Source organism: Ferrimonas aestuarii (assembly GCF_005116665.1).
Taxonomy (GTDB): domain Bacteria; phylum Pseudomonadota; class Gammaproteobacteria; order Enterobacterales; family Shewanellaceae; genus Ferrimonas; species Ferrimonas aestuarii.
Genome location: NZ_SWCJ01000013.1, coordinates 84,904 through 98,698, shown reverse-complemented (window position 1 = coordinate 98,698; position 13,795 = coordinate 84,904). Strand labels below are relative to the sequence as shown.

Genomic DNA, 13,795 nt, shown 5'->3' with positions numbered 1-13,795 from the left:
ATTAACCGTTACGCTGAGACAGAGGCGGGGGTAGGATCCGCCTCATGCACCTGCGGGTTGGTCACGGGTTCTGCCGCGTGATAGCAGCAGATCTCGCGAGACAGCGCTTCCTGCGGTGATTTCACCAGTACAATCTTGTCACCAAGGCTTGGGTAGGCTTCGCGGATGGCCGACTCAATCAGCATGGCGCCGCCGCCAACCAGATAGATGCGATTTGGGTTACGGGTGAAGGTTTTGGCTTCATAGGCCACTGCAGCGCCCAGTTCGTCAATCTTGTTTTCGATGCGCTCGAGTACCCAATCAAGCTTGCTTAGGTCGTTGATCACTTCGCTAACGAACTCACGGTCGTGGCGACGCTTGATAAGCTCGTTGGCAACCAGGTAACTGGCGTCACTGTCGGCGGCAGCCAGTGCTTTACGAGCGGCATTGGTGACCATGGAGACGCCGATTTCGGCGTTGCCGTACACGCCAGACACGTCTTCAAACTCACCGACAATGACGCCCATGTCTAAGGTGGTGCCACCGCAGTCGATCACCAGCGACTTGGTGTATTCGTTCACGCCGGAATCGACCAACGTTGTGAGCACGGCCGGCAGGCTTTCTGGCAGCACTTCTACGTCAACGATCTCGAATACGTCACCCTTATTCAAACTGATCTTACGCATCAGGTTGGCTTTCTTGCGGGCGATGTTTTCTTCGTTCTTTTGGCAATCGTCGGCGTTGTAGTATTCGGTTATCGGCAGGGTAACCAGAATGCTCACCGGACCGGGCTTGATGCCGGTTTGCAGCAGGGCATGATGTACGGACAACAGATTTAAGTCGTCGTACTGGAACGCCACGTGGGTGGTTGATAGCGCTTTATCAGAGGTGGCATCGTAGGTGTATTTGGTGGTGCCAATCTGGTAGTTAAAGACTTTTTTGTCGCTTAGCAGTGCGGCGCTTTTCCAATCTTTTCTAAAGGAGTTGGGCGAAGTAACGCTGCGTATTACGCCATTGTCGATCCAGCTGATTTTGACGTTGGTGGAGCCATCATCAATGGCAAATTTCACTTGGGTGGTTGACATCGGTGCATCCTGAATTAAAAAAAGCCCACGAGTGGGCTAAGGCGACAATCTTACGTCATCTCTTTAGCCAAAGTGGGTTAAAAAACGCTTTTTTATGAGCTAAGTGGTAGGTCGTTTTTCAAGGCATTGAAAAATCTGAATAATAAAAAGCCACCGACCTTTTCAGGCGGTGGCTTTGTTTAAGCTAGGGGGAGGTTACAGGGCGGCGAGTTGCTGCTTCTGCTCTTCCAGCTTGGCGATGTCACGCTTGGCTTCGTCCAGCTTGGCTTGCTCTTTGGCGACAACGGCCTCAGGCGCCTTGGCTAGGAAGCCTTGGTTGGAGAGCTTCTTCTCAACGCGCTCGGCGTCTTGAGCCAACTTGGCGATCTGCTTGTCGATACGAGCCACTTCGGCTTCAACGTCAATCAGGCCTGCCATTGGGATCAACAGTTCCATTTCGCCGATCAGCTGGGTGGTGCACATTGGCGCGTCGCCAGACAGCTCGGTGATGGACTCCAGATTCGCCAGCTTAGTCAGGAAGGTAGAGTTGGTCTCGATGCGAGCCAAGTCCTGAGCAGAGGCGTTTTTCAGCAGTACGTTCAGCGGCTTAGAAGGCGCTACGTTAAGCTCACCACGGATGTTACGTACCGCAACGATGAACTGCTTCACCCACTCCAGATCCGCATGGGCTTCCTCATTCACCAGCGCTTCATCGAAGCTTGGGAATTCACGCAGCATGATGGTGTCGGCTTCGATGCCCATCATCTTAGATACGGTTAACCAGATCTCTTCGGTGATGTATGGCATCAGTGGGTGCAGCATGCGCAGCATCCCTTCCAGCACGGTCATCAGGGTGTGGCGAGTGCCGCGTTGCTGTGCTTCACTGCCAGATTGCAGTACCGGCTTGGTCAGCTCTAGGTACCAGTCACAGAACTGGTTCCAGGTGAACTCGTAGGCGATGTTGGCGGCCATATCGAAACGGTAGCCTTCCATCGCTTCACGGATGTTTTTCACGGTGTCGTTGTACTGAGCCAGAATCCAGCGATCCGCCAGAGACAGCTCCATGTCGCCACCGCCGAAGCCACAATCGTGCTCTTCGGTGTTCATCAGTACGAAACGGCTGGCGTTCCACAGCTTGTTGGCGAAGTTACGGTAACCTTCCAGACGATTCATGTCCCAGTTGATGTCACGACCAGTGGAGGCCATGGCGGCTAGGGTGAAACGCAGGGCGTCGGTGCCGTGTGGGGCGATGCCATCCGGGAACTGCTTGCGAGTGGATTTTTCAATCTTGGCGGCCAGCTGCGGCTGCATCATGTTGCCGGTGCGCTTCTCAACCAGAGATTCCAGATCGATGCCGTCGATCATATCCAATGGGTCCAATACGTTACCTTTGGACTTGGACATCTTGTCGCCGTTCTCATCACGGATTAGGCCGGTCACGTATACGGTCTTAAACGGAACCTGTGGCTTGCCGTCTTCATCTTTGATGAAGTGCATGGTCATCATGATCATCCGGGCTACCCAGAAGAAGATGATGTCGAAACCGGTAACCAGAACGTCGGTTGGGTGGAAGGTTTTTAGGTCTTCCAAGTTATCCGGCCAACCTAGGGTGGAGAAGGTCCACAGGGCGGAGGAGAACCAGGTATCCAGTACGTCGTCGTCTTGGCGCAGAGTGACGTCGTCGGCCAGACCGTTGGCGGCACGAACTTCCGCTTCAGTGCGGCCTACGTATACTTTGCCGGACTCGTCATACCAAGCTGGGATGCGGTGACCCCACCACAGCTGACGAGAGATACACCAGTCTTGGATGTCACGCATCCAGCTGAAGTACATGTTTTCGTACTGCTGAGGCACAAATTTGATGTCGCCATTTTCTACGGCTTCGGTGGCGGTTTTCGCCAGAGGCGCCGCACGTACGTACCATTGGTCGGTCAGCATCGGTTCGATCACTACGCCACCACGGTCGCCGTAAGGCACCTGCAGGACGTGGTCTTTGATCTCTTCCAGTAGACCCAGCTCTTCGAACTCGGCAACCACGGCTTTACGGGCTTTGAAGCGCTCGAGGCCTTGGTATTTCTCAGGTAGGTCGGTGCTGTAGACGTCGGACGCTTCACCGTTGAAGTCGAACACTTCGGCGGCGTCACGGATGTCGCCGTTGAAGGTCAGGATGTTGATCATCGGCAGCTTGTTGCGCTTACCCACTTCGTAATCGTTGAAGTCGTGGGCCGGGGTGATCTTCACACAACCGGTGCCCTTCTCCATATCGGCGTGCTCGTCGGCAACGATAGGGATACGACGTCCTACGATTGGCAGCAGCAGCTCTTTACCGATCAGATCCTTGTAGCGAGGATCTTCTGGGTTTACCGCAACACCGGTATCCCCCAGCATGGTTTCTGGACGGGTGGTGGCCACGACGATGTAGTCTTTGCCGTCGGCGGTTTTCACGCCATCCGCGAGCGGGTAGCGGAAGTGCCACATGAAGCCTTTCTTTTCCTTGTTTTCTACTTCAAGGTCAGAGATGGCGGTGTGCAGTTTTGGATCCCAGTTAACCAGACGCTTACCACGGTAGATCAGGTCATCTTCGTACAGGCGTACAAACACTTCCTGAACCGCCTTGGACAGACCTTCGTCCATGGTGAAACGCTCACGATCCCAGTCTACGGACGCACCCAAACGACGCAGCTGTTGGGTGATGGTACCGCCGGACTCGGCTTTCCATTCCCATACCTTGTCGATGAAGGTTTCACGACCCAGTTCCTGACGGGTGATGCCTTGAGCCGCCAGTTTGCGCTCAACCACCATCTGGGTGGCGATACCGGCGTGGTCGGTACCCACCTGCCATAGGGTGTTTTTACCCTGCATGCGCTGGTAGCGGATCATGGTGTCCATGATGGTGTCTTGGAACGCGTGGCCCATGTGCAGGCTGCCGGTGACGTTCGGCGGCGGGATCATGATGCTGTAGGCGTCTTTGCTGGTGTCGCCGTGTGGCTTGAAGTAACCAGCTTCTTCCCAACGCTGATAATGGCGCTGTTCAATCGAGTTAGGATTGTAGGTCTTATCCATGGGGGGATCCGAAGTAAATTAAAATGAAAGCGGTTGCTTGGCGAGGTCGTGGGTGGCCAGTTCTATGCCAAGTTGGCGATAGGCACGATAACGTTCGCGAGCCACGGTCTTTGCCTCGGTAGCAACCGGTACAAAATCAAAAATTTGGCCAAAGTTTACCGCAAAATTGGGCACTTTGGCGGCTAGGTTAATTAAAACCAGGCGTTTTTTTGAGCTGGATTGGTTGCCATAGCCGATCTCCACTGGAGCGCCGCCTCGAGGCCCTTCACCTACTAGGTTGTGGGGTACGAAACGCTCTGGGTCAAACTGCCACAGAAGCTCGTCGACCTGATGGGCTTGTGCCTCATCTTCGCAGTGCAGATACAGCTGCTGACCTTTGCGATAGCATTCTGATGCCAACCAGCATGCCAGTTGCTGTTGGCGGTCGTCAGTTAACAGATAGAAAGTGGCGATCGCCATGAATCAGTCCAATCACATCAAATTTGGCATAACGGTGCATTGTATACCCTTGTAACTCCAAGATACAGGGGATGGGGATGGCGAAGTGCATAAAAAAAATCCCCCGCCGAGGCGAGGGATTGATTTGGATTATCTCTGAAATAGCAGCTCGAGTTTACTCGATCTCCATCTCACCGGCTTTGGCCAATAGGAATTGGGTCAGCAGCGGTACCGGACGACCGGTAGAACCTTTGTTGGCGCCGGATTCCCAAGCGGTACCAGCGATGTCCAGGTGGGCCCAGCTGTACTTCTTGGCAAAGCGAGACAGGAAGGCGGCGGCAGTGATGGTGCCTGCCGGACGACCACCTAGGTTGGTCATGTCGGCAAACGGGCTCTTCAGCTGCTCTTGGTAATCTTCCCACAGTGGCAGACGCCAGCAGCGGTCGCCAGCTTGCTCACCGGCGTGTTGCAGGTCGTGGGCCAGAGAGTTTTGGTTCGACAACAGGCCAGAGGCGTGCTTGCCCAGAGCAATGACACAGGCACCGGTTAGGGTGGCGGTGTCGATCACCAGCTCAGGGTCGAAACGTTCCACGTAGGTCAGGGCGTCACACAGAACCAGACGGCCTTCGGCGTCGGTGTTTAGCACCTCAACGGTTTGGCCAGACATGGTGGTAAGGATGTCGCCTGGGCGGTAGCTCTTGCCATCAGGCATGTTTTCACAACCGGCCAGTACGAAGATGATGTTGAGCTTAAGATCCAGCTCACACACGGCACGCATGGTTCCCAGAACGCCAGCGGCGCCGCCCATGTCGTACTTCATCTCGTCCATGCCTTCGCCAGGCTTGAGGCTGATGCCGCCGGAATCGAAGGTTAGGCCTTTACCTACCAGTACGATTGGACGTTGCTCGGCATCGTCGGCCCCCATGTACTTGGCCACGGTCATCATGGATTCGTTTTCACTACCACGACCAACGGCTAGGTAGCTGTTCATGCCCAGCTCTTCCATCTTCTCTTCGCCGATCACTTCGACGTTGAGTTTGCTGTACTTCTCGGCAAGTTGACGAGATTGGCTGGCCAGATAGGCGGGGTTGCAGATGTTTGGTGGCATGTTGGCCACGTCGCGGCACATCTTGCTGCCGGCGGCTACACCCAAGCCGTGAGCAATGGCTTTTTCGCCAATGGTCAGTTCACGGCGAGTCGGTACGTTGAACACCATCTTGCGCAGAGGGCGACGAGTTTCGTCTTTTTTGCTCTTTAGGGCGTCGAAGGTGTAAAGGCTGGCTTGAGTGGTTTCAATCGCCTGGCGGACTTTCCAGTAGGTGTCGCGACCTTTTACGTGCAACTCGGTCAGGAAACACACCGCTTCCATTGAACCGGTTTCATTCAAGGTGTTGATAGTTTTGGCGATAATCTGCTTGTACTGGCGCTCGTCCAGTTCACGCTCTTTGCCGCAGCCAACCAGTAGTACGCGCTCAGACAGCACGTTTGGTACATGATGCAATAGCAGCATCTGGCCCGGCTTTCCTTCAAGGTCGCCTCGGCGTAATAGGTTGCTGATGTAGCCGTCACTGATGCGGTCTAGTTGCTCGCCAATGGCGGATAAACGTCGCGGTTCGAATACACCTACTACAATGCAGGCGCTACGTTGCTTCTCAGGGCTGCCGCTTTTTACACTGAACTCCATGCCATCTCCCGGTTTCGTAAAGACAAAGCGTGTTAATTGTTAGATAATGATCCCTTTATCGGCCTCGATAGCGTCAAGGCAATGCCGGTTTTGCTAAACTGGACTGCGTTGTTGCTATTCCCTTTTTATCTTAGGGTAGAAGGCCTAGGCTGGTTACAAAACGTTTGAAAGTAACCAGTTTACTTAAATAACTTCTCGTTTCCAGAGAAATTACAAGTTTGCAAGCTGAGTTTCGCCGTTGATTATCTTTCGCTACTTGCTTAAGGAAGCCTTTAGAGCCCAGATCGCTGTGCTGGCCGTATTGGTTTCCATTTTTGTCAGTCAACAGTTTGTTCGGATCCTTGCCGATGCTGCCGAAGGCAGCCTTCCTGGTAAGTTGATCGCCACACTGGTTGCCTTGAATATGCCGGATTTGCTGGCGTTGATTTTGCCTTTGTCACTGTTTTTGGGGATTTTGTTGGCCCATGGCCGATTGTATGCCGACAGTGAGATGACGGTGTTCCACGCCGTTGGGGTGTCGGAATGGTACGTTACTCGGGTCACCATGGTGCTGGCACTGGTGATGGCACTCGTTGCCGGCTTCATCTCCATTAATGTTGCCCCCTGGGCCAAAGAGACCGAATATCAGGTTCTTGAAAAGGCGGAGTCGGAGGCTGGTTTGGCCGCATTGGTTCAAGGGCGATTCCAACAAGCGGCCAACGGCAAGGCGGTGATCTACGTTGAAGGGCTGTCCAAAGGTAAGCTGGAAAACGTATTCGTGGCCATGCTGCCTGATAACGACAGCCTAGATGGCAAAACCTCCATTGTGATTGCCGATGGTGGTGGCATCGTTGAGCAGCGCGATGGCTCTCAGCGTCTGCAGCTGACCAGCGGCACTCGATACAACATGCTCTCCGGTACTCCAGAAACTAACCTTATTGGCTTTGATCGCTATCAGATGGAGATCAAAGAGCAGGAGGTCGACAAGAAACGTCGTAAGTTATCGGCCTACTCCATGGAGCGACTGTTTGAAGAGAATACCCCCGATGCCTGGGCGGAGATCCATTGGCGTCTGGCCATTCCTATTGCCATCCCTCTGTTAACTCTGATTGCGGTGCCGATGGCGCGTACTAACGTTCGCCAAGGTAAGTTTGCCAAGATGATGCCGGCCATTTTGATGTATCTAGGCTATTTCGCTTTGATGATGGCGGGTCGTAAAGCCATTGAAGATGAAGTGATTCCAGCGGCGCTGGGGATGTGGGGCATCCACTTGGCGGCGTTGATCATTGGCGTGGTGCTCATTGGACGCAGCCGACCGGTTGGGAAGCGATTGGTGGCCAAGCTGGGAGGGGCGAAGCGATGATTAAGCTACTGGACCTCTACATCGGCCGCACTATTATCAGTACCTCAGCAATCTGCTTGCTGGTGCTGGCGGGGCTATCTGGGCTGATTAAATTTGTGGATCAGCTGCGATACGTGGGTCGCGGTACCTTCGATATCTTCGATGTTGGTTTGTACGTGCTGTTTTTGGTTCCCCGTGATATCGAGATGTTCTTCCCCATTGCCGCCATGTTGGGGGCTTTGATCGGCATCGGCATGTTGGCTTCGAGCTCAGAGCTGGTGGTGATGCAGGCAGCGGGGATGTCTAAGTTTCAGATCACCATGTCGGTGATGAAAACCGCCATCCCATTGATGTTGACCATCATGTTGGTGGGTGAGTATGTGGCGCCGGTTTCTGAAGCCACGGCACGAGAGATGAAGGCGCAGAAAGTGTCTGGGGGTAACCTCATTGGCGGCGCGAAGGGCTCTTGGGCCAAAGATGGCGATAGCTTTGTGAATATCGGAGCGGTGCAGGACACCGGTCACCTGCAAAACGTCACCATCTACCACTTCGACAAAGAAAAGCAGCTGGATAAAGTTACCTTTGCCAAGCAGGCGGTGTTCGACGGTGATGCTTGGCGCATTATCGACATCACCGATACCGACATGTCGGCCAAGCAAGTTAGCGTATCGGAGCGAGAGCAGGGGCGCTGGAAGTCGACCCTGACGCCAGACAAATTGCAGGTGGTGACTGTGGATCCGGAATCGCTATCCATTAGTGGTTTGCTGGATTATCTGGATTATCTGAAGGTCAATAATCAGGATCCTACCCGCTATGAGTTGGCGCTGTGGCGCAAGATAGGCCAACCGGTGACAGTGATGGTGATGATGCTGCTGGCGCTCTCTTTCATCTTTGGGCCGCTTCGCAGCGTGACCATGGGAGCGCGAATTTTGCTGGGGGTGGTAACCGGTTTTGGTTTCTATCTGGCCAGTGAGATCTTTGGCCCCATGAGTCTGGTGGCCAATCTGCCGCCGTTCCTCGGGGCCTTCATCCCATCGATGATTTTTGCCGCCGTGGCGATATTCCTCCTGCAGAAGCGCTAGCTAAGCGCAATGTGCAGCCAAAATAGAAAGGAGCCGGTGGCTCCTTTTTTGATGGTTTTGGGGGCGGTTATGCGCGCATCTTGTTGTAGATAAACAGGACCAACAGAGCGCCTAGGGTGGCGATCACCAAGCTGTTGAGATTAAAGCCAGTAACATCACCAAAGCCCAGTAGAGTGGAGAGGTAGCCGCCGACGAAGGCACCGCCAATACCCAGCAGAATGGTCATGAAGAAACCGCCGCCATCTTTACCGGGCATGATCCACTTGGCCAAAATGCCCACCACCAGTCCTAATAGAATCCAAGTTAAGAACCCCATGGCTACTCCTAAGTGACTAAAAGGTCACTAAAGGATAGACGCTTATCGAACTTGTGCCGTGCTACTCCCCTAGGCGGGCGCGATTTTGCTCCAGTGTCAGTTCCACTACTTCGCTGCGGCTCCAAGTGTCATGAAGTGCAACCTGAGTGCCGCCGAACAATAAGGTGATGTTCATCAAGCCAAAGCAAGAGGTGATGGCCCGAATGATTCCTTGGCGCCAGCTGATGAGGCTGCCATCGATATTTTGTACTTTAATACGCCAAGCGCGCATGCCGAGAGTCTGGCCGCTTTTTTGCCAGAAATAGCAGAAGAACAGCAGTACGCCAGCTAACTTAAATAGCTCATTGATGATGGTGTAGACCGGGCTGGCTTGAAGGGTATCGATGGCGTGTTCATGGCCAAGATCTGGCAAGATGCCATTGCTAACTAAGCCGCCAAAGATGGCAAAGAACAGCGCGCCCACCGCCATGTATACGGCTAAGCCGACTAAGCCATCGTAGACCAAGGTAGCGAGGCGGCGTTTTAGGGGCGCCCGGGGGGCATTGGCGTGGGGGTGCATCTCTCTCTCCTTGATGCCCATATTTTGGTTCAGTGTAATGAGTTTGCTGTCTTGAAAACAGTCATCGTGAAGGGGAACTGGGCATTTAGTGCCGGATTTTGCCGTGCTTGCTGGATTTGTATGCAGTTGAATCTGTTTAGGCTTGCACTCATCAAGAACATCTCTATAATGCACTGCATCAAAGCCGAGGTGGCGGAATTGGTAGACGCAGTGGATTCAAAATCCACCGGTGGTGACACCTTGAGGGTTCAAGTCCCTCTCTCGGTACCAAATACAGAGCAAAGGCCCTGACGAAAGTCGGGGCCTTTGCTTTTTGGCTTTTCCCATTTCCAGCCTTTCGGCTTGTTGTTGATGACTGTTGGATTTAACAGGTGTTTAACCAGTTATTTTCATTAGATTTATCTAATGTTATCCCTTCGCGAGACAAAGTAAGCGCCAACTTCTTATTAATACTTTGTTAAACCAGAGAATATTTGAATTCACTTCGGGATTGTTCTGTCCTCCGACCTCTCTATTTTTGATTTGAAAATAATCCACGGCTGTAACGGTGATGGAAGGGTTATGATCGGTGTTGTGAACACCTATGTAACTGTGATCTTGATCACGTGGAATTGCCAGGTTGCTTCTCTATAATGCCGAGCAAAATAGAGGGACGAAATTAGCTATTCTATTGATTTAAATATTAATTTTAGAAAAATTGAATCCGCTGTTTTCGTTCTACTAAAAAAAGCCCATGGAGCAGTAACTTGAGTTGCTTGCCCACATTCGAGGTAATCTGATGAAAACTAAATCCCTGTTGGCTGCGGCCATCTCTGTTGCACTTTTGGCTGGTTGCAACGATGACACTACCAACGTAATCACTCCCGAGCCACCTGTGGCAGCGACCGAAGTGAATATTGCGTCTTTCAACCTTTCCTTTGACCACTCTGATTTCGCAGAGCTGGGCAGCCTGATGGCTTTGACTCCTGCGGAGCAAGATACGCTGATTGCCGGTTGGGAAGATGGCAGCATCACCGACGAAGCCGAGCTTAAGCGTGCTGAAAAAGTGATTCAGATCCGCAATAACGCCACCATCATTCAGAAAACTCGTCCAGCAGTACTGCTGATGAAAGAGTTCAACAACGATGGCACAGGTGAAGATATCTCGGTTCTGCGTGGCTTCCGCCTGAACTACCTGGGTGTGCCTCAGACCTTCGAAGGCGAGCAGTTGCAGCCTATCCAATATCCGTACGCGGAAAGCTATGCCACCAATACCGGTTTGGCCATCGACTCTGATATCGATAACAACGGCACCATTGGCCTTCCGGGTGATGCCCATGGCTTTGGTAACTTCCACGGTCAATATGCTTTTGCGCTGCTGTCTCAGTTTGAAATCGATACGGCTAACAGCCGTACGTTCCAGAAGTTCTTGTGGAAAGACATGCCTGGTGAGACCAACGTGCCAGTGAACTGCGCCGAAGGGAACACCGCAGATTGGTGTGCTGATGAGACTTGGTACACCCAAGCCGAGTGGGATATCTTGCGCTTGTCTTCCAAGAACCACGTAGATGCCGTGGTTAAGGTACCGACTGCCGATGGCGAAACTAAGTCTGTGCACTTGCTGCTGTCTCACCCAACTCCGCCAATCTTCGATAAGGGCGAAGAAGCCCCTTACAACAAGATGCACAACCGTGCTGAGATCGATTTCTGGGTAGATTACATCGACGGTGCGGATTACATCTACGATGACGCTGGCGTGACCGGTGGCCTAGCAAACGGTGAAATGTTCGTGGTGATGGGCGATTTGAACGCGGATCCCCTGTCTGGTGACGGCGATCTGACTGCGATCAACGACCTGATGACCCACGACAAGGTAAACCAGTTGGCGACCTTTGGTGTGTATGCGCCTAAGTCTCTGGGCGGCCCTGAGTGCGTAGCCATTGGCGATTGCCGTGAAACCGACCTTAAGTACCCAGAGATGGTGACTTCTGTGTCGGGTTTGCGTCTGGATCACGTGATTCCATCCGCTGAACTGAACGTCGTGGACTCCGGCGTATTTTGGCCAGCCTCTTTCGAAGATGGCAGCAAGCTGATGAAAGACGCCCGTTTGACTCGCATCGATACTTGGAACCCTGGTGTGGGTAAAAACGTCAGCTCCGATCACCGTCTGGTGTGGATCAAAGCCGAGCTGTAATTTCGACGCTTAAACGAAAAACGGCTTCCCTAGGGAAGCCGTTTTTGTATCTGCAAATTACTGGCTGACAATTTGAATGTCACCTAAGGCGCGGATATAGAGTAAGGTCCCTTGCGCTTTAGAGGAGGCGATCCGATGGCTTTTGACCTGAGTTACTTTCCTAGCTCCACAAAACCATCGGCGACAATGGCGATCCCTTTTCCTCGTTGCCAAAGGCGCAAACTGTGGTGATTGGCATAGTAGGCTTGTTGATGGTCATCGCTGACCTAGGGCCTTCGACCGCTCTTTAGGCCATCGGGAGCTTCAAATAGCGTTGATACTTTACCGTCAGTCGTGACGTGTCGAACTCGGTTGTTGGCAGGGTCGAGAATATAGATAGTTGTCCTTGGATATCCAAATTCCGTTTGGAATCGCCAGTTGAGTTTGCTGTGGTGGCAATTGGTCACCATTAAAACCGTACGCATTGGTGCCCCCGTAGATGGAGATGTTACCCGACGGAGCGATAACGCGAATGGCGTGAGCATCTTTGTCGGCAATATTGGGTTTTAAAAGAGAGCGCCAGAAATGACTGGGCGTACTCTAGTGAGTTGGTGGGAAAATAGGGGGGAGCTGGCGCCCGTTGATGAGCGCCATTTTTATCGGCTTAGGCTTTTAATGCTCTAGCCAGAAACTGCTTGGTTCTGGGATCTTGAGGGGTTTCAAACAGTTGACTTGGTGGCCCCTGTTCAACGATTCGGCCACCCTCCATAAACACCACTCGGTCGGCAATCTCTCGGGCAAACTGCATTTCGTGAGTAACGATGATCATGGTTTGTTTGCGTTCGGCGAGGGTTTTAATCAGGCCCAGCACCTCATCGACCCATTCTGGATCCAGGGCGGAAGTGGGCTCATCAAACAGAATTACCTTAGAGTGAGCTGCCATGGCTCGGCCGATGCCGATGCGTTGCTGTTGGCCACCTGACAGTGACGAAGGGTAGGCGTCTTTGCGATCGATCAGGCCAATGTCGGTGAGTATCGAGGCAGCAGTGGCCATCGCTTCTGATTTTGGCTGCTTCCATACCGTAATCAGGCCCTCAGCGATGTTCTCTTGGGCGGTTTTATTGGCAAACAGAGCGTAGTTTTGAAACACAAATGCGGCTCGTTTTCTCAGCTCGATGATCGCTTTTTGATTGCTTGAGTCGGCGTTCACCCGGTGGCCATCGATCTCGATTTGGCCTTCGGTGGGCGTTTCTAAAAAGTTGATGCAGCGAAGCAGGGTCGACTTGCCGGTCCCAGATGGGCCGATAATGGCGACAATTTCACCTTCTGCGAGAGACAGGTCGATGCCCTCCAGCACGGTGTTGTCGCCGAAACGCTTGGTGAGGTTGGAGATAGCGAGCATGGGAAGTTCCTCAGTAAGCGGCGTTGAGACGCTGTTCCAGTTTGGTTTGCACAAAGGTGAACATCACCACCACCACCCAGTAGATCAGGGCGACGGCCATGAAACTCTCAAAGAAACGAAAGCTGGATGAGGCTTCCATTTGAGCTTTGGCCATGATTTCAGTCACCCCTAGGGTAAACGCCAGTGAGGTGCTTTTGATCATGTCGATGAAGTAGTTCATTAGCGACGGCAGAGCGATGCGGGATGCCTGAGGCAAAATAATGCGGCGCATGGCTTGAAGTCGGGTCATGCCGATGGCCATCGCCGCTTCAGTTTGGTGGCTGGCGATGCCGTTAATGGCGGCGCGAATCGATTCCGCCATGTAAGCAGCAAAGTGCAATGACAGACCGGCGATGGCGGCGGTGAATGCATCGATGCCTGATAGCGCTGGGATCACCTGAGGCAAACCGTAGTAGAGCAAGAACAGCTGCACTAACAGTGGTGTTCCTCGGAAAAACGAGATGAACAACCGGGCCACCCAATCGAGTACTGGAATGGTAAACACGCGGGTCAGCGCCAAGGCGAGGGACAGCCCTAGGGCTAGCACGAAGCCAATTAAGGCCATCTCCATGGTGGTGCCAAGATATTTCAGCAAAATGGGCAGCAGATCTAGGGTGTAGTTCCAATCCAGATCCATGGTGATCTCCCAGCAAACAGTGAATCGATGTAAATAAAGGTAACCCACCTTTGGCATAC

Annotated in this window: 11 protein-coding genes and 1 tRNA gene; 4 read left to right on the top strand and 8 right to left on the bottom strand. The window is 52.9% G+C overall.

The annotated features are described in order from the left end of the window. Nucleotides 1-8: 8 nt before the first annotated feature. From parM to pepA, 4 genes are all read right to left on the bottom strand, one after another. A complete protein-coding gene (parM, locus tag FCL42_RS15390) occupies nucleotides 9-1,064 on the bottom strand; it encodes a plasmid segregation protein ParM domain-containing protein (protein WP_136864309.1) in 1,056 nt (351 codons plus the stop codon). A 195-nt stretch (nucleotides 1,065-1,259) separates the two neighbouring features. After that, the gene (locus FCL42_RS15385; protein ID WP_136864308.1) at nucleotides 1,260-4,106 is read right to left on the bottom strand and encodes a valine--tRNA ligase; all 2,847 of its coding nucleotides are present in this window, start codon (nucleotides 4,104-4,106) and stop codon (nucleotides 1,260-1,262) included. 18 nt (nucleotides 4,107-4,124) lie between these two features. Next, nucleotides 4,125-4,565: a DNA polymerase III subunit chi gene (locus tag FCL42_RS15380; RefSeq protein ID WP_136864307.1), complete on the bottom strand. Its 441-nt coding sequence runs from the start codon at nucleotides 4,563-4,565 to the stop codon at nucleotides 4,125-4,127. A gap of 154 nt (nucleotides 4,566-4,719) precedes the next feature. Beyond that, on the bottom strand, nucleotides 4,720-6,228 hold the full coding sequence (gene pepA / locus FCL42_RS15375; RefSeq protein WP_136864306.1) for a leucyl aminopeptidase: 1,509 nt from the start codon (nucleotides 6,226-6,228) through the stop codon (nucleotides 4,720-4,722). Between the two features lie 238 nt (nucleotides 6,229-6,466). Here pepA and lptF point away from each other — a divergent pair, with 238 nt between their 5' ends. Continuing rightward, a complete protein-coding gene (gene lptF, locus FCL42_RS15370) occupies nucleotides 6,467-7,570 on the top strand; it encodes an LPS export ABC transporter permease LptF (RefSeq protein ID WP_136864305.1) in 1,104 nt (367 codons plus the stop codon). Next, a complete protein-coding gene (gene lptG / locus FCL42_RS15365) occupies nucleotides 7,570-8,631 on the top strand; it encodes an LPS export ABC transporter permease LptG (RefSeq protein WP_136864346.1) in 1,062 nt (353 codons plus the stop codon). Before lptF ends, lptG begins: the two co-directional genes overlap by 1 nt. Before the next feature lie 67 nt (nucleotides 8,632-8,698). Here the strand turns inward: lptG and FCL42_RS15360 are convergent, their stop codons facing one another. Both FCL42_RS15360 and FCL42_RS15355 read right to left on the bottom strand, forming a co-directional pair. Next, complete coding sequence (locus FCL42_RS15360) at nucleotides 8,699-8,947, bottom strand: GlsB/YeaQ/YmgE family stress response membrane protein (protein WP_136864304.1); 249 nt, start codon at nucleotides 8,945-8,947, stop codon at nucleotides 8,699-8,701. A 61-nt stretch (nucleotides 8,948-9,008) separates the two neighbouring features. Further along, nucleotides 9,009-9,506, bottom strand: coding sequence for an RDD family protein (locus FCL42_RS15355; RefSeq protein ID WP_169308411.1), 498 nt, complete (start codon nucleotides 9,504-9,506; stop codon nucleotides 9,009-9,011). 183 nt (nucleotides 9,507-9,689) lie between these two features. On the opposite strand from FCL42_RS15355, the gene FCL42_RS15350 reads away from it, so the two are divergent. Then, nucleotides 9,690-9,776 (top strand) — tRNA-Leu (locus FCL42_RS15350). A 508-nt stretch (nucleotides 9,777-10,284) separates the two neighbouring features. Continuing rightward, nucleotides 10,285-11,679 (top strand): endonuclease/exonuclease/phosphatase family protein, encoded by a 1,395-nt coding sequence (locus FCL42_RS15345; RefSeq protein WP_136864302.1) that lies wholly within the window; start codon nucleotides 10,285-10,287, stop codon nucleotides 11,677-11,679. Nucleotides 11,680-12,322: 643 nt separating this feature from the next. Here FCL42_RS15345 and FCL42_RS15340 read toward each other — a convergent pair. Both FCL42_RS15340 and FCL42_RS15335 read right to left on the bottom strand, forming a co-directional pair. Continuing rightward, a complete protein-coding gene (locus FCL42_RS15340; protein WP_136864301.1) occupies nucleotides 12,323-13,060 on the bottom strand; it encodes an amino acid ABC transporter ATP-binding protein in 738 nt (245 codons plus the stop codon). Between the two features lie 10 nt (nucleotides 13,061-13,070). Then, nucleotides 13,071-13,736 carry an amino acid ABC transporter permease gene (locus FCL42_RS15335; RefSeq protein WP_136864300.1) on the bottom strand — a complete coding sequence of 222 codons (666 nt, stop codon included), beginning with the start codon at nucleotides 13,734-13,736 and terminating at the stop codon, nucleotides 13,071-13,073. Between the last annotated feature and the right edge of the window lie 59 nt (nucleotides 13,737-13,795).